The organism is Dactylosporangium sp. CS-033363 (assembly GCF_050942475.1).
GTDB lineage: Bacteria > Actinomycetota > Actinomycetes > Mycobacteriales > Micromonosporaceae > Dactylosporangium.
Genome location: NZ_CP192032.1, coordinates 6972050 through 6992857, shown reverse-complemented (window position 1 = coordinate 6992857; position 20808 = coordinate 6972050). Strand labels below are relative to the sequence as shown.

At 72.6% G+C, this 20808-nt stretch carries 17 protein-coding genes; 12 read left to right on the top strand and 5 right to left on the bottom strand.

Annotated features, from left to right (window positions below):
- Positions 1-85: 85 nt before the first annotated feature.
- Positions 86-808, bottom strand: a complete 723-nt coding sequence (locus ACQPZ4_RS32380) for a tyrosine-protein phosphatase (protein ID WP_433043921.1) — start codon at positions 806-808, stop codon at positions 86-88.
- Between the two features lie 63 nt (positions 809-871).
- On the opposite strand from ACQPZ4_RS32380, the gene ACQPZ4_RS32375 reads away from it, so the two are divergent.
- From ACQPZ4_RS32375 to ACQPZ4_RS32365, 3 genes are all read left to right on the top strand, one after another.
- Positions 872-2014, top strand: a complete 1143-nt coding sequence (locus tag ACQPZ4_RS32375; protein ID WP_433043919.1) for an aromatic acid exporter family protein — start codon at positions 872-874, stop codon at positions 2012-2014.
- A gap of 200 nt (positions 2015-2214) precedes the next feature.
- Positions 2215-3414, top strand: a complete 1200-nt coding sequence (locus tag ACQPZ4_RS32370; RefSeq protein ID WP_433043916.1) for a polysaccharide lyase family 7 protein — start codon at positions 2215-2217, stop codon at positions 3412-3414.
- An 81-nt stretch (positions 3415-3495) separates the two neighbouring features.
- Positions 3496-4182 (top strand): DUF3159 domain-containing protein, encoded by a 687-nt coding sequence (locus ACQPZ4_RS32365; protein ID WP_433043913.1) that lies wholly within the window; start codon positions 3496-3498, stop codon positions 4180-4182.
- On the opposite strand, the gene ACQPZ4_RS32360 is transcribed toward ACQPZ4_RS32365, so the two are convergent.
- Positions 4179-4529, bottom strand: coding sequence for an STAS domain-containing protein (locus tag ACQPZ4_RS32360; protein WP_433043911.1), 351 nt, complete (start codon positions 4527-4529; stop codon positions 4179-4181). The genes ACQPZ4_RS32365 and ACQPZ4_RS32360 overlap by 4 nt on opposite strands.
- A 216-nt stretch (positions 4530-4745) precedes the next feature.
- Here ACQPZ4_RS32360 and ACQPZ4_RS32355 point away from each other — a divergent pair, with 216 nt between their 5' ends.
- The gene (locus ACQPZ4_RS32355) at positions 4746-5405 is read left to right on the top strand and encodes a hypothetical protein (RefSeq protein WP_433043908.1); all 660 of its coding nucleotides are present in this window, start codon (positions 4746-4748) and stop codon (positions 5403-5405) included.
- 5 nt (positions 5406-5410) lie between these two features.
- Here ACQPZ4_RS32355 and ACQPZ4_RS32350 read toward each other — a convergent pair whose 3' ends face one another.
- On the bottom strand, positions 5411-5821 hold the full coding sequence (locus ACQPZ4_RS32350; protein ID WP_433066746.1) for a type II toxin-antitoxin system PemK/MazF family toxin: 411 nt from the start codon (positions 5819-5821) through the stop codon (positions 5411-5413).
- Between the two features lie 124 nt (positions 5822-5945).
- Here ACQPZ4_RS32350 and sthA point away from each other — a divergent pair, with 124 nt between their 5' ends.
- The 5 genes from sthA to ACQPZ4_RS32325 all read left to right on the top strand — a co-directional run bounded on the left by sthA (position 5946) and on the right by ACQPZ4_RS32325 (position 14696).
- On the top strand, positions 5946-7349 hold the full coding sequence (gene sthA / locus ACQPZ4_RS32345) for a Si-specific NAD(P)(+) transhydrogenase (protein ID WP_433043905.1): 1404 nt from the start codon (positions 5946-5948) through the stop codon (positions 7347-7349).
- 19 nt (positions 7350-7368) lie between these two features.
- Positions 7369-8871: an NTF2-like N-terminal transpeptidase domain-containing protein gene (locus tag ACQPZ4_RS32340; protein ID WP_433043902.1), complete on the top strand. Its 1503-nt coding sequence runs from the start codon at positions 7369-7371 to the stop codon at positions 8869-8871.
- A 106-nt stretch (positions 8872-8977) separates the two neighbouring features.
- On the top strand, positions 8978-10078 hold the full coding sequence (locus tag ACQPZ4_RS32335) for an MFS transporter (RefSeq protein ID WP_433043899.1): 1101 nt from the start codon (positions 8978-8980) through the stop codon (positions 10076-10078).
- 278 nt (positions 10079-10356) lie between these two features.
- A complete protein-coding gene (locus ACQPZ4_RS32330; RefSeq protein ID WP_433043896.1) occupies positions 10357-13416 on the top strand; it encodes an EAL domain-containing protein in 3060 nt (1019 codons plus the stop codon).
- Between the two features lie 20 nt (positions 13417-13436).
- On the top strand, positions 13437-14696 hold the full coding sequence (locus ACQPZ4_RS32325) for an aminotransferase class I/II-fold pyridoxal phosphate-dependent enzyme (RefSeq protein WP_433043893.1): 1260 nt from the start codon (positions 13437-13439) through the stop codon (positions 14694-14696).
- A 6-nt stretch (positions 14697-14702) separates the two neighbouring features.
- On the opposite strand, the gene ACQPZ4_RS32320 is transcribed toward ACQPZ4_RS32325, so the two are convergent.
- The gene (locus ACQPZ4_RS32320) at positions 14703-15485 is read right to left on the bottom strand and encodes a universal stress protein (RefSeq protein WP_433043890.1); all 783 of its coding nucleotides are present in this window, start codon (positions 15483-15485) and stop codon (positions 14703-14705) included.
- Positions 15486-15655: 170 nt separating this feature from the next.
- Here ACQPZ4_RS32320 and ACQPZ4_RS32315 point away from each other — a divergent pair, with 170 nt between their 5' ends.
- Positions 15656-16012, top strand: coding sequence for a hypothetical protein (locus ACQPZ4_RS32315; protein ID WP_433043887.1), 357 nt, complete (start codon positions 15656-15658; stop codon positions 16010-16012).
- A 4-nt stretch (positions 16013-16016) separates the two neighbouring features.
- On the opposite strand, the gene ACQPZ4_RS32310 is transcribed toward ACQPZ4_RS32315, so the two are convergent.
- Positions 16017-17192 carry an ROK family protein gene (locus tag ACQPZ4_RS32310; RefSeq protein ID WP_433043885.1) on the bottom strand — a complete coding sequence of 392 codons (1176 nt, stop codon included), beginning with the start codon at positions 17190-17192 and terminating at the stop codon, positions 16017-16019.
- Positions 17193-17322: 130 nt separating this feature from the next.
- Between ACQPZ4_RS32310 and ACQPZ4_RS32305 the strand changes: the two genes are divergently transcribed.
- A complete protein-coding gene (locus ACQPZ4_RS32305) occupies positions 17323-18132 on the top strand; it encodes a class I SAM-dependent methyltransferase (RefSeq protein ID WP_433043883.1) in 810 nt (269 codons plus the stop codon).
- 15 nt (positions 18133-18147) lie between these two features.
- Positions 18148-20796 carry a DEAD/DEAH box helicase gene (locus ACQPZ4_RS32300; protein WP_433043880.1) on the top strand — a complete coding sequence of 883 codons (2649 nt, stop codon included), beginning with the start codon at positions 18148-18150 and terminating at the stop codon, positions 20794-20796.
- The last annotated feature ends 12 nt before the right edge of the window (positions 20797-20808 follow it).

Genomic DNA, 20808 nt, shown 5'->3' with positions numbered 1-20808 from the left:
CGTTCGCCTCCCCCGCGAATGATGCGAGGGGGACTATGTCAACTTCCCGTCCGAACCGGAATCAACCGAACAGTGGAGCCGGCCGTCACGCCGGGCGTTCCAACAGGTTCTCCTCGAGGCGGGCGAGGGTCGTGGGAGACAGCCCGAGGTACGAGCGAATGGAACCGTGCCGGGAGCGCAGGTCGGCCAGGAAGAGCGTCATCGTCTCGGCCGGCGACAGCAGCCACCGCGCCGGCATCTTGGCGACCTCGGGGTTGAGCGCGCGCAGGAACTGCATGCTGCGGTCGGTCGCGCCCTGGGTCAGCGCGTAGTCCTCGGCGATCACCTCGTCCGGCACGCCGAGCGCGCTGAGCGTCACGGCCGAGACGACGCCGGTCCGGTCCTTGCCGGCCACGCAGTGCACCACGACCGGCGCGTTCTGCGCGTCCGCGATGACCTCGACCGCGGCGACGATCGCGGCCCGCCCGTCCTCGGCGAGGTCCAGATAGCGGTCGGCCAGCCAGCGGGCGTCGCTGATCTCGTCGGCCTCCGCGGACACCTCCCATTCCGCGTGTACCGGATGCAGGTGGTGATACCGCAGCCCGTCGAACTCGTGCACGCGCCCGTCCCGCTCGATCTCGCGCGGCCGGCGCAGGTCGATGACGGTGCGCACGCCGAGCGCCGTGAACGACGCGGCGTCCTCGGGGTCGATGCGGCTGAGCGAGTCGGACCGGAACAGGCGCCGCCAGCGGGTGACGCGGCCGTCGGCCGTGGGGTACCCGCCGAGATCGCGGAAGTTGAACAGGTTGGGGTGGTCGTAGCTCCGCACGGGTTGGACCCTAACCCGTGGTTCGTGGCGGTAGGTAGCCTCGGAGTTGAGAGGATCGACCACGTGCGACGCAGACCTCACGAAGTCGTCACCGAGCCGCTCGGAACGCTGCTGGCCAGCGTGCCGCAGAGCAAGCCGAGCTGGCTCACGATCGCCAAGACGACCACGGCGGCCACGGTCGCCTGGGTGCTCGCCCGGCAGCTGGGTGAGAACGTGGCCGTGCTGTTCGCGCCGGTGATCGCCGTGCTGACGCTGCAGGCCAGCGTGTACGGCTCGATCGCCACCGGCCTGCAGCTGCTCTTCGCCAACCTCATCGGCACCGCGCTCGCCATCGCCTGGACCCAGTTGCTCGGGCTCACCTGGTGGTCGCTCGCCCTCGCCGCCTTCGCCGCGCTCGCGGTCGCCCGGCAGATCACCAACACGCCGCTCGCCCGCAACCAGCTCACCATCGCCACCCTCGCGGTGGTGGTGCTGGCGCCGGTGGCGAAGGGGTACGGCCAGTGGCGCTTCACCGACGTCGCGATCGGCTCGGTCGTCGGGCTGACCATCGCGGTGGTCATCCCCGAGCGGCCCCACGTCGGGCGCATCCGTTCGACCCTGGACGCCTGGGGCCGGACCGCGGTCACGGTCCTGCGCACCATCGCGGACGAGCTCGCGACCCGCTCGGATTCGACCACGTCGGCGGCCGGCGGGCTGCTGGAGTTCGGGCAGCGGCACGGGTGGATCGAGGAGTCGCGCAAGCTCAACGAGGTCGGCGCCGAGGCCACCGCGGCCGTCGCCGGCGTCGAGGAGGTCACCCTGCTCAACGTGTTCGCGCGGGGGCTGCGCCGGGAGGTCCGGCAGCTGCGCCGCGAGCAGGCCTGGCTCGTCGGCGTGACGCTGCAGGTGCGGGCGATCTCGCTGGCGGTCGACCGGCTGTACGACCGGCCGGGGCCGCCGCCCGCGCTCAAGCGGGACACCCTGCGCGCGCTGCTCAACGCCCACGCCGACCTGCTCGCGCAGCGGCTGGACGGGCAGGACGTGGACGACACGTCGCTGCGCGCCGCGCTCATCGCCGCCGTCGAGCGGGTGCACCGGGTGTTCCCGACCGCGCTCGCCGCGCTCGACTCCGTGTCGCTGCTCGGGCGCCTCGACCAGCTCCGGCAGGACATCGCTGGTGAGAGCGCCGAGGCGTTGATCGACGCGAATGCGCTGCCGCGGAACTGACGGCTGAACTGGACGAATACCCCGTCGGGCGATAAGTCCGAAAAGTCGCGGCGCGCCAGCGCCCGACTTTTCGCCTTAAATAAAGTTGCCTATAAAAGCGCTGGGCTGGGAAGACGGCCTTTAAGGTGCCAGGGCGGCGTTGACAAGACATCGATGGAGGTGTTGATTGGCAGCCACTCTGCCAATCAAGGGGGTTGCCCATGCGACGTCGTTCGAAGATCCTCATCGCGTTCACCGCCACCGCCGTCGCCGGCGCGCTCACGGTGCTCGGGGTCACCGCCGCCACCGCCGCCACCGCAGGGCCCATCACCGGGCTGGGCGGGAAGTGTGTCGACATCGCCGCCGCGTCGAGCGCCAACGGGGCTGCCGTCCAGCTGTACGACTGCAACGGTACGAGCGCGCAGAGCTGGACGGTCGGCAACAGCGACAACACCGTCCGCGCGCTCGGGAAGTGCCTCGACGTGACCGCCGCCTCGACCGCCAACGGGGCCAAGATCCAGCTGTACGACTGCAACGGGACCGGCGCGCAGCAGTGGACCGTCAACGGGGGCGCGCTGGTCAACACCGGTTCCGGCAAGTGCCTCGACGCCACCGGGCAGAGTTCCGCCAACGGCACGCGGCTGCAGATCTGGACCTGCACCGGCGCCGCGAACCAGGCGTGGACGCTGCCGGGCGGCACCGCGACGCCCACCACGCCGGCGGCCGGGCTCGACCCGAACGTCGCGCCCGGCGGGAACTTCGACCTGTCGATCTGGCAGCTCCAGCTGCCGACGGGCAGCCCGGGCTCGCCGACGCAGATCCCGCCCTCGCAGCTCAAGGGGGCGAACGGGTACGTCAACCCGGCGTACTTCTTCACCGACAAGACCGACGGCTCGATGACGTTCTGGGCGCCGGAGAAGGGCGTCACCACGCCGAACTCCAACTACGCGCGCTCCGAGCTGCGCGAGATGAACAGCAACGGCAGCGCGGCCGACTGGAAGCTGGCCGGGTCGCACAAGCTCTCGGCCACCCTGCGCATCCCGTCGGTGACCAAGAACGTGTGCGTCGGGCAGATCCACCTCGGCACCGGCGGGCCGTCGACGAAGCCGCTGCTGGAGCTGTACTACCGGCCCAACGGCGACATCGTGCTCGGCACCGAGAACTCGCCCGACGGCGGCCAGACGCTGCACACCGTCGGCAACGTGCCGCTCGGGGTGAAGTGGAGCTACGTGATCGCGGTGAGCGGCGGGAACACCATCAAGCTCACCGTGAACGGCAGCACCACGAGCTACCCGATCCCGTCGTCGTTCAACCAGTACGGGATGTACTTCAAGGCCGGCTCCTACAACCAGTCCTCGTCCGAGAGCACGACCAACGGCGCGAAGGTCAAGTTCTATGCGCTGACCGTCAGCCACAGCTAGGCATCCTTGTCTCGCCCGCGATCGTAGGACAGGCTAACCTTCGTCCGATCGGTCGCGGGTGAGACAGGGTGGCGGGGGAGCATGACGAGCGAGCGGGTCGCGGACGACGGCGGCGGCGTGCGCGAGACCGGTGCGAGCGGCGCGGCGGACGGGGAGACGCTGAGCGACCTGCTCGGCGGCCGGCGGTCGGCGGTCGAGACCGCGGTGCCGGTCCTGGCCTTCGCCGGCGGATGGCTGGCCGGCGGCCGCTCCGTCGCCTGGGGCGCGGGCATCGCGATCGCCGCCGGGGTCGCGGTGGCCGGGTGGCGGATCGCGCAGCGGCGGCGGCCCGTCGGCACGGTGCTCAGTCTGCTGGTCGTCTGCGCCGGGGCCCTGGTGGCGCTGCGCACCGGGCGCGCCGCGGACTTCTTCGGCGTCCGCGTGCTCACCAACGCCGTCTCCGCGCTCGCCTGGGCCGGCAGCATCCTGGTCCGCTGGCCGTTCCTCGGGCTGATCGTCGGCACGGTGCTGGGGCAGAAGACCCGCTGGCGGCGCGACCCGGACCTGCTGCGGGCCTATCAGCGGGCGAGCTGGGTGTGGGTGCTGCAGTACGTCATCAGGCTCGTCGTGTTCATCCCGCTCTGGGCGGCCGGCTGGACGCTGACGCTCGCCGCGGCGCAGACGATCCTCACCTGGCCGCTCGTGGCCGCCTGTCTGGCCGTGAGCTGGTGGGTGCTGCGCCGGGCGCTGCCGGAAGGACATCCCGGCATCCGCCACCCGCGGGCCTAGGAGGGGGCCTTGGCCAGCGCCGCGAGGGCCTCGTCCACCGTGTCGGTCAGGGTCAGCACCCGGTCCAGCGCGGTCAGGTCGAAGATCCGCCGGATCCGGGCGTGCGGGCAGACCACCGCGAACCCGCCGCCCTCGCGCAGCCGCTTGTGGATCGACACCAGCACCCGCAGCGCGGTGGAGTCGATGAAGTCGACCTGCGACAGGTCGAGCACGAGCCGCGTCTCGCCGTCGTCCAGGGTCTGGTGCAGCAGCGTGTGCAGCTCCGGTGAAGTGGCCACATCGAGGGCTCCGGACGGGGTGACCACCACGCAACCACCGACGGTGCCGGTCGCGATGCCGTCGGTCATGTTCGCCCCCATGCCCTGCTACGCTGCGTCAATCGAGGTCCCTCTCCGGTCGGACGTCGGCATGTTACCGCCCCCGTCGCCGGGGCTCGCGATCCCACGCCACTTTTGAAACCAGCGCGTGTCGGATTGCACCCGAGCCGGGGCGTGACCCCCGGGCGCCGTCGCCGTTGAACCTTCCGACCCCACGACAAGCGACGCGCGACGGGATGACACGCCATGGACGGGACCGCGACCGAACAGCTCAGCATGACCGCCGCCGAACTGTCGTTTCTGCTGGCCAGCGGGGACAAGCAGGGGCAGACGCCGCGGCTGCTCGGGCTGACCGAGGCCGATCGGGCCGACGCCGTGCTCAGCGCCGGGGTCGGGTCGCTGCTGCTGCGCCACCTGGCGGCCCCGGTCGAGGGCAGCGGCAGCCGTCTCGAGCTCGCCCCCGCCATCGCCGCCGTCGCCGCCGGCCTGCGCGAGGTGCGCGGGTTCGTGCAGGTCGGGCTGTCCGCCGAGGACCACGCCGACGGGGTGCTGCTGCTGCACGCCGAGCGGATCCGGGTGATGATCGCGGCCCGGGCGTACCGCACGTACGACCTCACCCCCATCCCGGCCGACACGGACGCGCGCGAGTCGTTGCTCTCCGTGGCCGACCGGTTCCTGCACCGCCACCGGCCGGCCGTGGCCACGTTCACCGCCGCGTCGGCCACCGACTTCGAGCGGGGCATCCAGCAGCCCAAGGCCACCCTGTCGGCCAAGGCCGACGGCACCTGGCTGGTGGTCACCCGCGACGGCGCCGAGACCAAGGCCGACGACTTCGACGCCGCCGCCACGCTGATGCGCGACGAGCTGGGCAGGATGATGCCGACCCCCGTGGCGCAGGGTTCATAGAGCAGTCAGGACCAGCCGTAGCCGGAGCGCAGCTCGGCCGCGATCCGGTCGAAGCGCTCCTTGTCCAGGACCGCGCCCTCGCGCCGGATGCCGTGCGCGGGCACGGTCAGCACGCGGTCCAGGCGCACCCAGCTGGGCCGCTTGTCCCGGTCCCACGATCCGGGACCCAGCGCGAACCAGTTCCGCTGCCCGTCCCGGTCGTGCTGGCTGGAGAGCATCAGGCCGAGCACGTCGGCGCCCTTGCGCCCGACCACCAGCACCGGGCGGTCCTTGCCCTGGTTGGGGTCCTCCTCGTACTGCACCCACGTCCACACGATCTCGCCCGGGTCGGCGTCCCCGTCGAGGTTGGGGGAGTACTCGAGCAGCTTCTGGCTCTCCTGGCGCTTCGGGGGCGGCCCCGGAACCGGGTGCGAAATTGAAGGGGAGCGACGCTGGCGCAGGCCCAGTCGAGTGGCCACGGCCTGAAGGATTCGTTTCACGCGGACGACCATAACCGCACATGCCTTTACGCTGCCCGGCACGCCGGGGACACTGTCGACCATGTACGACTTCGATGTCCTCGTGCTCGGCTCCGGGCCGGGCGGGCAGAAGGCCGCCATCGCCGCGGCCAAGCTCGACCGCCGGGTCGCCGTGGTGGAACGCCGGAACATGATCGGCGGGGTCTGCATCAACACCGGCACCATTCCGAGCAAGACGCTGCGCGAGGCGGTCCTGTACCTGACCGGCCTGAACCAGCGCGAGATGTACGGGCAGAGCTACCGGGTCAAGGACGACATCACGGTCGGCGACCTCGGGGCCCGGACGCAGCACGTGATCGGGCGCGAGATCGAGGTCATCCGCAGCCAGCTGGCCCGCAACCGGGTGCGGCTGCTGCAGGGCACGGGCCGCTTCACCGACCCGCACACGATCGCGCTCGAGGACGAGCAGGGCCGCGAGTCGCACGTCACCGCCGAGAAGATCATCATTGCGGCGGGGACCCGGCCGGCCCGGCCGGACAGCGTCGACTTCGACGACGTGACGATCATCGACTCGGACGGCATCCTGAACCTGGACAAGGTGCCCGGCTCGATGGTGGTGGTGGGCGCCGGGGTGATCGGCATCGAGTACGCGTCGATGTTCGCGGCCCTGGGCACCAAGGTCACCGTGGTCGAGCGGCGCGAGCGGATGCTCGACTTCTGCGACCTGGAGGTCATCGAGGCGCTCAAGTACCACCTGCGGGACCTGTCGGTCTCCTTCCGCTTCCGCGAGACCGTCGCCGCCGTCGAGCGGCACGGGCGCACCGCGGTCGCGGTCCTGGCCAGCGGCAAGCGGATCGCGGCCGACACGGTGATGTACTCGGCCGGCCGCCAGGGCGCCGCGGACCTGCTCGGGCTGGACAAGGCCGGGCTGACGTACGACAACCGCGGCCGGATCGCGGTCGACCAGCACTTCCAGACCGAGGTGCCGCACATCTACGCGGTCGGCGACATCATCGGCTTCCCGGCGCTCGCCTCGACGTCGATGGAGCAGGGCCGGCTGGCCGCCCACCACGCCTGCGACGAGCCGGTGCGCGGCATGGACCAGGTGCAGCCGATCGGCATCTACACCATCCCGGAGATCAGCTTCGTCGGGCGCACCGAGGACGACCTCACCGACGCGAGCATCCCGTTCGAGGTGGGCATCTCCCGCTACCGCGAGCTGGCGCGCGGCCAGATCATCGGCGACTCGTACGGGATGCTGAAGCTCATCGTGTCGCCGGAGGACCGCAAGATCCTCGGGGTGCACGTCTTCGGCACCGGCGCCACCGAGCTCGTCCACATCGGACAGACCGTGATGGGCTGCGGCGGGACGGTGGACTACCTGGTCGACGCGGTCTTCAACTACCCGACGCTCGCGGAGTCCTACAAGGTTGCCGCGCTTGACGCGATGAACAAGATGCGGTCCGTGTCGCGGCTCACTGCATAGCTGGCGATAGGGTCGGCGCGTGAGAGGGCTACGGGGGATTCTCCTGGTACTCGGCGCGCTGACCCTGGTCGCGCCGCTGGCCGGGTGTGAGGACGACGCCGACAAGGCGGTCAACGAGCGGTTCACGGCGTTCCTGGACGGCTGGCGCAAGGCCGACTTCGCCGGCGTCGGCACCCTGCTCACGCCGCAGGGCCGCACCCTCGACCCGGCCGCGGCCAAGGAGCTGCTGGCCGGCACCGAGGGCGACCTGTCCGCGCGCCGGCCCACCCTGACCCCGCACGGCAAGCCCAAGGTCGAGGCGGCCGACGCCACCCTCCCGGTCGGCGTGGCCTGGACCCTGCCGGACGGCCGGAGCTGGACCTACGACACCGCCGTGCACGCCCGCATGCTCGGCAAGCGCTGGCAGGTGTACTTCGGGCCGGAAACCGTCCACCCGAAGCTGGAGGACGGCCAGCACCTCGCGATCCGCTCCACCGCCGCCAAGCGGGGCAGGATCGTGGCCGCCGACGACAGCCCGATCGCCGCCGAGACGCCCGTCGTCTACGTCGGGGTCGAGCCGCAGCGCGTGCCCGACGTCAACGCCCTCGTGCAGCACCTCGACGCCGTGTTCCGCTCGGTGAAGGTCGACGTCGACGTGCAGGCCCTGCCCGCGAAGCTGCAGGCGGCCAAGCCGGACGCGTTCGTCGACCTGGTGACGCTGCGCCGCACCGACTTCGACCAGATCGCCACGGACCTCGACGGCGCCGCCGGGGTGCGCACCCGCACGGGCACGCTCATGCTGCCGATGACCCGCACGTTCGCCCGGGCCCTGCTCGGCACCTCCGGCCCCGCCACGAAGGAGCTCATCGACGCGAGCCACGGGGCCCTCAAGGCCGGCGACGTCGCCGGCCTCACCGGGCTGTTGCGCCGGTACGACCAGCAGCTGCGCGGCCTCCCCGGCCTGTCCATCGTCCCGATGGGAGACGAGCCCGGCGACGCGCTGTTCACCCTCCCCGCGCAGGACGGCGCCGCGATCGCCACCACCATCGACGTCAAGACGCAGCAGGCCGCCGACGCCGCCGTCGCCGCAACCGCCAGGCCCTCGGCGCTCGTGGCCGTGCGGGTCAGCGACGGCGCCGTCCTCGCGGTCGCGAACGGGCCGAGCGCCACGGGGTACAACCTGGCCTTCCTCGGCGAGATCCCCGGTCCGGCCTGGCCCGTCGATCCGGCCAGGCTCGGCGCCGGCGCGGACTGGAAGCTCGGCGCGGACGCGTTCACCGGCCGCGCCGCCCCGAACGGCGTCGTCGCCTCGCCGCTCGGCTATGCCGCGGCCGCCGCTGCCCTCGCGCGGGGCACGTGGCAGCCGCCGGTGCTGATCCGCGGCACCAAGGCCGAGCCGGGCGCGGCGGTGTCGGGCACGCTGAGCGCGCCGAACCTGAGCGTGGGCGTGCGCAACGGGATCGCGTACTGCGCCTACGTCACCGACGCCGGCAGCGAGGCGGCGGGCCCGATATCGGACGCGTTCCTCGCCGCGATCCAGTAGGGTCCCGGCCATGCCGTTTGGTTGACGTCGCGCCCCTGAACCGCTGCCCGCCGATGTCCGCCGCCTGAGCCGCCGCGGGGTCGGCTGGGCGCTGCTGTCCGACGCGGTGCCGCTGTACCCGCTGTACGCCCTGCTGTTCACCGACACGGGCCTGTCCGGCGGCGAGATCTCGCTGCTGTTCGCGATCTGGTCGACGGTCGGGATCGTCGCCGAGGTGCCCACCGGGGCGCTCGCCGACCGCTTCTCCCGCCGGGCCAACCTGGTCGCGGCCGGGCTGCTGCAGGCGGCCGGCTTCGCGCTGTGGACGGCGCTGCCCTCGTTCTGGGTGTTCGCGGCCGGGTTCGTGCTGTGGGGCCTCGGCGGGGCGCTGGCCAGCGGCGCGCTCGAGGCGCTGCTCTACGACGGGCTGCTCGCGGCCGGGCACGAGAGCCGCTACGTGCGCGTCTCCGGCCAGATCACCGCGGCCGGGCTGATCGCGCAGATCCCCGCCGCCGTGGCGGCCGCGGTGCTGTTCCCGCTCGGCGGGTACCCCCTCGTCGGCTGGGTCAGCGTCGCCATCTGCCTGACCGCCGCCCTGCTCGCCACGCGCCTGCCCGAGGTGCGCAACGGTTCTGGCAACGACGAGGACGAGGACGAGCTCGGCTACTTCGCCACCCTGCGCGACGGCGTGCGCGAGGCGGCCCGGCGCCCGGCCGTGCGCACCGCCGCACTGGTGCTCGCCGCGCTGGCCGGCCTGGACGCGTTCGAGGAGTACTTCCCGCTGCTGACCGCCGCGTGGGGAGTACCGACGGCGCTGAACCCCGCGGCCACGCTCGTCATCACGCTCGGCGGGGCCGCCGGAGCCGCCCTCGCCGCTCGGGCCGGCCGCCTGCCGGGGTGGGGGCTGGCCGGGCTGATGCTCGCCGCCGGGCTCGCCCTCGCCGGGTCGGCCGCGCTGCACCGGCCCGCCGGGATCGTGCTCGTCGCCGGGTTCTACGCGCTGTACCGCCTGGTGCTCGTCATCGCCGACGCCCGCCTGCAGGCCGTCATCGACGGGGCCGCGCGGGCCACCGTCACGTCCGTCGCGGCCCTCGCGACCGAGCTGTCGGCCATGGTGCTGTACGCCGCCTGGGCCCTCGGCGGGCCCTGGTGCGTGGCCCTGCTGACCGCCGCGCTGTCGGTGACGCTGGCCGGAAGGACGAATGACGGCGAAAGACTGCGTGAATGAATCCCCGGTATCGGTCGCCCAGCGTAAAACGGGTCATCGCGCGGTGTAGATATGACGAGCATTGATCGGTACCATCTAATTCGCCAAATGCGCAAATGGCGTCAAAAGCGTCGTGCGGGCCACCCGGAACGATCCTGTCAGGTACTCCTCATCGGGCAGCGAACTGGGTAGCGTCTGCCTCGCCGCGAGCGCGCGGGTCGGGGCTGGTGGTCGCAGACAAGGGACAGCTGAGGGTGAACGGGTCGGCACGCGGGGTGCTGGCGGGTTACGCCGGTGCGATGGCGGTCCTGGTGATCGCCAACTTCGCGCTGCCCGGACTCCACCCCGTGCTGTGGTCCGCGATCGGCTACGGCAGCGCGGGCGCGATGCTGCTCGGGGTACACCTGCACAAGCCCCGCCGCCGGGCGCCGTGGCTGCTGCTGGCCGGCGCCGTCGCCTGCTTCATCACCGGGGACCTCATCGCTGACGTGCTGACCCGCGTGCACGCCAAGGCGTTCCCCTCGCTGGCCGACGCGTTCTACCTCACCGTGTACGTCCTGATCGCCGCCGCCATGGTCTGGCTCTACCGGCTCGGGGTGGTGCGCCGCGACCCGAGCGGGCTGTTCGACGCGATCACCCTGACGGCCGGCCTCGGCCTGCTCTCCTACATCTTCCTCATCCGGCCCTATGTGGACAATCCCGACCTGTCCATGCTGGATCGCGCCATCTCCATCGCGTACCCGCTCGCCGACATCGTCGTGCTGCTCGTGGGGGCGCGGCTCATCGCGTCCGTGCGCTTCGACGCCGCCGTCGCGCTGCTCGCCCTCGGCGGCGCCGGCCTGCTCAGCTCCGACGTCGGCTACGGCCTGCACCAGCTCTCCGGCGAGGGCTGGGCCACCGGCGGGCCGACCGACATCGGCTGGGCCGCGTTCTACGTGCTGTGGGGCGTGGCCGCGCTGCACCCCTCGATGCGGCAGCTGACCGAGCCCCGCGTCCAGCGCGCCGGCGACGAGCGCCTGGGCCGGCTGCTGCTGCTCGGGCTGTCGCTGTTCATCGCTCCGATCGTGCTGTTCGTCGAGATGCGGGGAGGCCGGGTGCGCGACGCCGCCGCCATTGCCGCCGTGTCCGCGCTGCTGTCCGGGCTGGTCCTGCTGCGGCTGGGCCGGGCCGTGCGCGCGCAACGGCTCACCGTGCAGCGGGAGCGGCGCCTGCGCAGCGCCGGTGCCGCGCTGCTCATGGCCACCGACGCCGCGGCGGTCACCGCCACGGTCCGCGACGCCGTCGCCGAGCTGCTGCCGCCCGGGCGCGCCCACGCCGTGGACATCGGCCCGGCGGTCGGGCCGAAGGTCGCCATGCCGTACACGTCCACATTGGACCCGGCCGTCGCCGCCGAGCTGGGCGACTTCGAGTTCACGCTGTGCTGCCCCCTCGCGCTGGCCGACGGGCGGGCGGCGGAGCGGGCGCTGTACATCGCCGCCGACGAGGTGGTGCTCGTCGGGCTGCAGGAGGTCGCGCAGATCCTCGCCACCCAGGCCGCGATGGCCCTGGAGCGCATCGCGCTGGGCGAGGAGGTCGGCCGGCGCAACAACGAGGCGTACTTCCGCACCCTGGTGCTCAACACCGCCGACGTCATCCTCATCGTGGGCGAGGACGACCTGGTCACCTACGCCAGCCCGTCCGCGCGGGCGCTGTTCGGGTGGGACCTGGTCGGCACCCCGCTGCCGGTCGCGTTCGCCGAGGACAGCGCGGCCGAGGTCAGCCGGCGCCTGGCCGACGCGCGCACGGTGCAGACCCCCGAGCGCCGTACGCTGCCGCCGGACCTGCCCCGCCGCCCCGTCGACGGCCGCCCGGACAGCGACCGCCCCGGCCCCGACCTGCAGGTGACCGGGCCCGACGGGCGGCCGGCGCTGGTCGAGGCGGCCTTCCGCGACCTGCGCGCCGAGCCGACGGTGCGCGGGGTCGTGGTGACCCTGCGGGACGTGACCGAGCGGAGCCGGTTGCAGGCGGAGCTGTACCAACGGGCGACCTTCGACGCGCTGACCGGCCTGCCCAACCGCGAGGTGTTCCTGACCCGGGTCCAGGAGGCGGTCGCGTCCGGGGCCGAGACGGGCGCCACGGTCGGCGTGCTCATCGTCGAGCTGGACGACTTCAAGGTCGTCAACGACACCTTCGGCCACGGCGCCGGCGACGCGCTGCTGGTCGCGGTCGGGCAGCGGCTCACCGAGGCGCTGCGGGCCGTCGACGGCTCCTACGGCGCGGCCGGCACCGTGGCCCGCCTCGGCGGCGACGAGTTCGCGGCCCTGGTCCGCCGGGCCGGCACCTCGGCCGACGTGGAACGGGTGGCCGAGCGGGTGCTGCAGAGCTTCAAGGCGCCGTTCGAGCTCGCCCACGGCACGGTGACCGCGACCGCCAGCATCGGCGTGTCCACCACCGCCGAGGCCGCCACCGCCCAGGAGCTGCTGCGCCACGCCGACCTCGCGGTGTACGTGGCCAAGGACGCGGGCCGGGACCGCTGGCGGCGCTTCGAGTCCTCGCTGCACAGCGCCGTCGTCGAGCGCCACAAGCTGCGCGCCGACCTGGACCGGGCCATCGCCGACAAGGCGTTCCTGCTGCACTTCCAGCCGATCGTCACGCTCGCCGACGACCGCACCCGCGGCTTCGAGGCGCTCGTGCGCTGGGACCATCCGACGCGGGGCATGGTGCCGCCGGACGAGTTCATCTCGGTGGCCGAGGAGAGCGGGCTGATCGTGCCGCTCGGCGCGTGGGTCCTGAGCAACGCGATCACGGCGGCGGCGCAGTGGCGGATCGCGTACCCCGAGGATGAGATCTATGTCTCGGTGAACGTCTCCGCGCGGCAGCTGCGCTCGCCCGATTTCGCGCCATGGGTACTCGCCGAGATCGACCGGGTCGGCCTGCCGCCCGGCGGCCTGCTGCTGGAGATGACCGAGAGCCTGCTGCTGCACGACGACGGCGAGGTGGCGGCCGAGCTCGCGGCCCTGCGCCAGGCCGGGGTGCGCATCGCGATCGACGACTTCGGCACCGGGTTCTCGTCGCTGTCCTACCTGCGGCGACTGCCGGTCGACGTGCTCAAGCTGGACAAGAGCTTCATCGACACCGTGGTGTCCTCGACCGAGCAGCACGCGGTGGTCGACATGATCGTGCAGCTGGCCCGGATTCTCAAGCTGCAGGTCGTCGCCGAGGGCATCGAGACCGCGGCGGAGCGCGACCTGCTCGTGACCATGGGTTGCGACCACGGTCAGGGGTACTTGTTCAGCAAGCCGTTGAGCTACGGTGACGCTAGTCAATGGTTGTCGGACGATGCGTCGGGGCCTCAACGGGGAGGTCGCACCGCGGCCTGAAACACCCCGGAGGACCACCAGTGCACGCCTCGCAACTCGCCACGGATGTCGATCATGACCCGCGGTACAGCGGCATCGCCCGGCTCCGCTCCGAGACCCGCTTCTACGACGCCGTCATCGACGAGATCGACGGCCGCCGGATCCGCGTCGGCGACCACTGGCTGACCGACTGGGCCTCCTGCAACTACCTCGGCTTCGACCTCGAGCCGCAGATCATCGGGGCCGTCGAGGAGCAGTTACGCCGCTGGGGCACGCACCCGTCGTGGTCGCGGATGCTGGGCAACCCGGCGCTGTACCCCCAGATCGAGGAGCGGCTGGCCGCGCTGCTCGGCGCCGAGGACGCGCTCGTCCTGCCGACCATCACGCAGATCCACCTGTCGGTGATCCCGGTGCTCGCCGGGCAGGGCACGGTGCTCATCGACGCCCGCGCCCACAAGACCATCTGGGACGGCTGCGTCTTCGCCCGCGCCCAGGGCGCCACCCTCTCCCGGTTCCGCTCCCTCGACGAGCTGGCGTCGCTGCTGCCCCAGGCGGCCGCGGCCGGCGGGCCGGTCCTGGTCTGCATGGACGGCGTCAACAGCATGACCGGCAACATTCCCGACGTGCCGGCCATCCTCGACCTGTGCCGCGCGCACGGCGCCGTGCTCTACATCGACGACGCCCACGGCTTCGGCGTCATCGGCACCCGCGCCGAGGACGAGACCAGCCCCTACGGCACCACCGGGAACAGCATCATCCGGTACTACGCCGAGGCCTACGACAACGTCGTGCTCGTCGGCGGCTTCTCCAAGGCGTACTCGTCGCTGATGGCCTTCCTGGCGCTGCCCACCGTGCTGAAGAACCGGCTCAAGGCCTCCGCCGCCCCCTACCTCTACTCCGGCCCGTCGCCGACCGCCTCCCTGGCCACCGTCCTCGCCGGATTCGACGTCAACGCCGAGCGCGGGGACAAGCTGCGGGCCGAGTTGTACCGCATGTCGATGCGCGTGCTGCACCACGTGCGCTCGCTCGGCGTGTTCACCCCGAACGTCGACGACACGCCCATCATCGAGCTGCCGATCGCGCTGGACCGCGACCTCGTCGAGGTGTCCGAGCTGCTGTGGCAGCGGGGCCTGTTCGTGACCCTCGCGCCCTATCCGGGCGTGCCCCGCGACCAGGTCGGCTTCCGGGTGCAGGTCACCGCGGCCAATACCGACGACGAGGTCGACGCGTTGAACGCCGTCATTTCCGAATTGGCCGCGGCCGATGTGTTCCAGGAGGCGCGGGAATCCAGCGCCAGCTGATCCCGATCACACGCTTCTGGTTATCAGTACCGGCGACGCGGCGTGATGCACCACCAGTTGCGTGACGGGATTCGGGCGGGGCTGCTCGTACCAGCCGACCCGGTGCGCCCCCACCACCAGCATCAGCGCGTTGCGGGCGGCGTCGGTCAGGGTCTCCAGCACCCCGGAGTCCCGGCTGTCGAAGCGCGTCTCGACCTCCGGGTGCCTTCGCAGCCACGGCTCCATCTCGGCCGCGACCGCCTCGTGCCGCCGGTCGCGGCCCGCGTGCACGGCGACGAGCGGCACCCGGCGGGAGGCGGCCTCGCCGTACCCGAAGGCGAGCGCCCGCTGACTCGACGGCGAGCCGTCCACCCCGACGACGACCGGGGCGCTGGCCGGCAGCGCGGCGAGCGGATCGGCCCAGCGCCAGCCGTTGTTGATGACCAGGACCGGGCAGTGGGCGAAACCCGACAGATGCGCCCCGATGGACGCGTCCAGGACCCCGCCGTCGTGGACGCTGCCGCCGATGACCACGAGGGCGGCCGTGCGCGACTGCTCCCGCAGCACGTACGCCGGCGCGCCGCCCCGGGTCATGGTCTCCACGGCGATCCCCGGCTGCCACGATTTCGCCTCGGCCGCGGCGTCCAGGACGAGCCCCTGCCCGTCGGCCGGGCCCTCCCACGACAGCGCGTGCACGATCCGCAGAGCCCGTTGCTGGCGGGCGGCCTCGTCGGCGGCCCAGCGCACGGCGCCCAGCGAGGCGGCCGAACCGTCCACGCCGACCACGATCGGACTGTGTTCCAGCAGCATGACGCACCCCCTTTGGTGATTCCACCGTCCCTCGCGGTTGTCCCGGGGGCAACCGTGCTTTTCAGGTGATGGGGGCCCTTGCCGAGGTGTTTGCGCGGACCGCAGCGAGGGGTATCGAAGCGATCGTGTACGGTCCCGTGTCGACGGACGCGAGGGGAGCTCGGAACCACATGCATATCAACGACTTCTGGGTGGCGATTCCGATCGGCCTGGTCATCGGCGTCCTCGGGCGGCTCGTGCTTCCCGGCCGCCAGTCGATCGGCGTGTTCATCACGTTCCTGATCGGCGTCGGCGCCGCGCTGCTGGGCACGCTGGTGGCCGAGCTGGTCAACCTGGACGACAAGGCCGTCGTGAAGGTGTGGAAGATCCAGTGGAGCTGGTGGGAGCTCGCGATCCAGGTGCTGTTCGCCGCGGTCGGCATCGGGCTGGCCAACATGCTGACCTACACCAAGCTGGCGTCCGGCGCGCCGAAGCCCCGCAAGCGCGCCACCCGTAAGCGGCGCACCAAGAAGACCGAAGACGACTAGTCCTTCAGGGACGGCTGAGGTCGGCCAGGAGCGTCTCGCGTACGGACGCCCGGCCGGCCTCCTGCGCTCCCAGCAGGGCGGCGTCGTCCTGGACCTGGGTGGTGGCGATCGTGGTGTCCAGCGGCGCGGCCTCGGCCAGCGCGGCGGCCACGGCGGTGCCGAGCAGTTCGCCGCCCGCCTGGCCGACCTCGCCGCCGATCACGACCAGTGGCGGATCGAGCACCGCGACGACGGCCGACAGGCCGATCGCGATCCGGCCGGCGAGGGTGCTGACGACCTTCAGGGCGGCCGCGTCGTCCTCCGCCGCCCGGGCCATCACCGCGGCGATGCTCCCCGCCGCCGTCGGCGCGGCGAACCCCTGCTCCGCGGCCAGGTCGAGCACCGCGAGCCCGCCGACGAGCCTCTGGAAGTTGGTGCCGGAGCCGATCGGCATGTACCCGATCTCGCCCGCCCCGCCCCGCGCCCCCCGCAGCAGCGTCCCGCCGAGGTCGATCGCGAGCCCCAGCCCGGCCTCGCCCAGCCACAGCAGCGCGAAGCTCTCCGCGTCGCGGCCCGCCCCGTGCGCCCGCTCGGCGACCGCGGCCAGGTTCACGTCGTTGTCCACGCCCACCGGCACCCCGAGCCGCCGCCGCAGGTCCTCGACCAGTCCCGGCCGCCCCCACCCCGGCACCTCGACGTGGTGCAGGACGTCCCCGCGCTGGTCGTACGACCCGGCGACCGCGATCTGCACGTGCGCGACCGGTTCGCGCGCGATCCCGGCCTCCTTGCACACCTCGTCCACGGTGTCGGCCACGGCGGCCACGGTGTCGGTGCTGGCGAAGTCGACGGTCGACTCCAGCCGCCCGCGCACCGTGCCGGCCAGATCGGTCACCGCCGCCGTCACGGTCGGCGTGCCGCGGTCCTTCTGGTCGCGCACCGACAGCGCCACCGCGTAGGCGGCGTCCGGGTTCACGGCGTAGACCTCGGCGTTCGGCCCCGGCCCGGCGCTGACGTAGCCGACGACGCTCACCAGCCGCGCCTCCGTCAGCCGCCGCAGCGCCTCGGAGATCGTCGGCTTGGACAGCCCGGTGAGGTCGCGCAGCTCCCCGCGGGTCAACGGCCCGCGTTCCAGCACGTGACTCAGGGCGGCCGCGTCGTTCATGGCCCTGAGCAGCTTCGATGATCCGCCGAGGTGCGTCATGGTGGCTCGAACCGTATGGTCGGCCCCGGCCGGTGTCAATCCGACAGCTGACATAAACCCAACTCAACCGACAAAAAGCGACGTACGCCACCAACGCTTTCTGTTATCGGCCGCCTCTAGGCTGCACGCCATGGCTGTGCAGAAGCGGGTTGCGGATCTCGGTGCGGTACAGCAGACGATGCTCATCACCCTGCACGCGCGCGCGACGCTGGGCGACGAAACGGCGCGGCGCCTCGTCGATGCGATCGAGTACGACTTCGGGATCTTCGAGCGGCACGCGGGCCTGACGGCGCTGTTCCACGTGCTGCGATCGTCCTCGTACGACGAGTGGACCCGGCAGTTTCTGGCCGAATGTCCGAACGGGACGGTGGTCGAACTCGGCGCCGGCCTGAGCACGCGGGCCGATCGGCTGGACAACGGCACCGCGCACTGGGTGTTCGTGGACCTGCCGGACGCCGCCGGGTTTCGGCGTTCGCTGCTGCCGGACACCGAGCGGCGCACGACCGTCACGGGCTCGCTGCTCGACACGGCGTGGATCCCGGCGGTGACGGAGGCCGGGCCCGGGCCGTACTTCCTGCTCGCCGAGGGTGTGCTGGTGTACCTGCAACCCGCTGAGGTGCGCGGGGCGCTGACCCGGATCGCGCGCGGCTTCCAGGGCTGCCGTCTGGCCCTGGACACCTACGGCTCGTGGATCGTGTCGCGGCCGCGCGGGCCGTTGCAGCGCATGGCAGCCGACCTGGTCTGGGCGTGCGACGATCCGCGCGAGCCGGAGCGGTGGGACGTGGGCCTGACGCTGCGCGAAACGTACACGCTGACCCGGCCGGACTGGTCGGTCCGGCGGGGGCTGCCGGTGCGGACCCGGGCGGCGCTGTCGGCGATCAACGCGTTCGTACCGGCGAAGATGGTCAACACGCGCGTGAACCTCTACTCCACACCGTGAAAGAATCGGGCACCTATGGAGCCCAGCCGCGTCCTTGCCGCGCTCGCCGACCTCGCGCCGGCAGGCAGGGACCGCGTGCTCGACGTCGGCAAGGGGGCGCCGCCGCCGCTCTGGCTCGACGACCCGGACCGGGTGCCGGCGGGGAAGCAGGCGCAGCGGCTGGCCGCGCTGGATCAGCTGCACCGCGAGGAGCGCATCCTGCGGCGGGGCTGGGCCTGGCTGCTCGGCACCACCGAGGTCGACGGGGCCGCGCGGGCGATCAGGCTGCCGTTGCTGTACGAGCCGGTCCGGCTGGAGGGGTCCGGCGGGCGGCTGCGCGGCTACCGGGTCGCGCCCGCCGGGGACCTGGAGGTCACGCCGCTGGTGCAGGATCGCGAGCTGGCGGCGGTCCTCGAGTCGGCGCCCGGGATCGGGGCGGCGGCTTGGCTGGGCACGGTCGGTACCAACGCATGGGTTGAGACCGCCGCGAGCGCCGCCGGCTTCAAGCCCGATCGGATCGTGTCCTCGGGTGCGCCGGGATCGCGCGAACTGCTCGGATGGGCGCGCGCGGGGCTCTATGTCGCCCGAGATGTGGCCACGCCGGGCCTGCGGGACACGTTGCGGGCCTGGTCGGCGCGGGCGGGACTCGAAGCGACCGCGCTGGCGGAGGTGTACGGGGCTCCGGTCGCTGCTCCTCTGGACGCTGACGAGGTTGTGCGATCGCCGCTGCCGCTCAACGCCGCGCAGTCGGAGGTCGTGCGGCGGGTGCGGCGGGAGCGGATCGTCGTCGTGTCCGGACCGCCCGGGAACGGCAAGAGCCACGCGGTGGTGGCGGCCGCTCTCGACACCGTGTACCGGGGCGGGTCGGTGCTCGTCGCGACCCAGGCCAGCCACGCCGCCGAGGTGCTCGCCGGGCTCCTCGGCCGGTTCCCGGGCGCCGAACCGGTGCTGTTCGGCGACGCCGAGCGCCGCGACCGGTTCGCGCTGTCGCTCTCGTCCGGGCGGCCCGAGGGCGTCGCCGCGAAGCAGCTCGATGCGCGCCGGGGCGAGATACGCGCCGCCGCGGACGCGGTCGCGCAGCTGGAACGCTCCATCGGGGCCGCACTCGACCTGGAGCGCAAGGCGGCCTCGATGACCGTGTGGGAGCCGCTGCTGGCCGGGCTGCGGGCCGAGGCGCCACGCGTGTTCGCGAGCGATTTCCCGGTACCGAAGGCGCGGAACCTCCTCGATGCGCGTTTCCTGCGCGAGTGGCGCATCCGGCGGCTCGCGGGCGTCGGCTCCGATCGGCTGCCCGCCCTGCTCGACGCGGTCGAGGCCGACCGGGCCGCGGCGACGCTCGCGGTGAACGGCGGCACCGACCTGTCCGCGGTCTGGCCGGCGCTGCTCACCGCCGATGCGCGGCTGCGCGAGACGATCGGCGCGGCGATGCGCGATGCCGCGGCCGCCGCCGAGCGGTGGAGCAAGTCGGCCCGGGGGAGCGCGGCCGAGCTCGGCACCGCCCTGCGCGCCGGGCGCAACCGCCGCCGGGAGGCCCTGGCCGCGCTGGACGGCCCGGCCCTGGTGCGGGCGCTGCCGCTGTGGGTCGGCACCGTCGCCGACGTCGAGGACCTGCTGCCGCCCGTGCCCGGCCTGTTCGACCTGGTCATCCTGGACGAGGCGGCGCACATCGACCAGATCCGCGCCGCGCCGGTGCTCGCCCGGGCCCGCCGCGCGCTCGTCGCCGGCGACCCCAGCCAGCTGCGCTTCGTGTCGTTCGTGGCCGATGTCGACGTGGCCGCGACCCTGGCCCGCCACGGCCTGCCGGACCGGATCGACGTGCGCCGCTCGAGCGCGTACGACGTGGCGGTCGGCGCCGCCCCGGTCACCTGGCTCGGCGAGCACTACCGCTGCGCGCCCCACCTGATCGCCTTCGCCGCCCGCCGCTTCTACGACGGCCGGCTGACGCTCATGACCCGGACACCCGAGGCCGAGCGCATGGACGCCATCGACGTCGTCCGCGTCCCCGGCGCCACCGTCCACGACGGCGTCAACAAGGCCGAAGTGGACACGGTCGTGCAGCTCGTACGCTCATCGGGCACCTCGAGCATCGGCATCGTCACCCCGTTCCGCGCCCAGGCGGACGCCATCGAATCGGCGCTGCTGGCCGAGTTCACCGCCGAGGACATCGAGCGCCTCGGCCTGCGCTCCGGCACCGTCCACGCCTTCCAGGGCGGCGAGGCCGACACCGTGATCGTCTCGCTCGGCCTGGTCGACGGGGACACTCCGGCCCGCCAGCGCTTCGCCGCCGAGCCGAACCTCTTCAACGTCATGACCACCCGGGCCCGCCGCCGCCTGATCGTGGTCACCTCGCTCACGTCCGGCACCGGCCTGATCGCCGACTTCCTGGCCCACGCCGAGGCGCCGAAGTCCCTCAAAGCCGAAGACCCCGCTCCGGTACCGTGGGCCGCCCGCCTGGCCGCCGAGCTCGTGCCGACCGGCCGCGAGGTGCACACCGGGTACCGCGTCGGCACCTGGACCGTCGACCTCGTGGTGGACGGCATCGGCTACGTCTGCGAACCGCACCCTTCCGGCAACGCGGCGCACCTGGAACGGCAGCGGGCCCTGCTGCGGGCCGGCTGGACCCTGCGCGAGGCCTTCCCGGCCCGCTGGAACCACGACCCGGTCCGCGCGGCCCTCGACCTCTGAGGCTTCGGCACC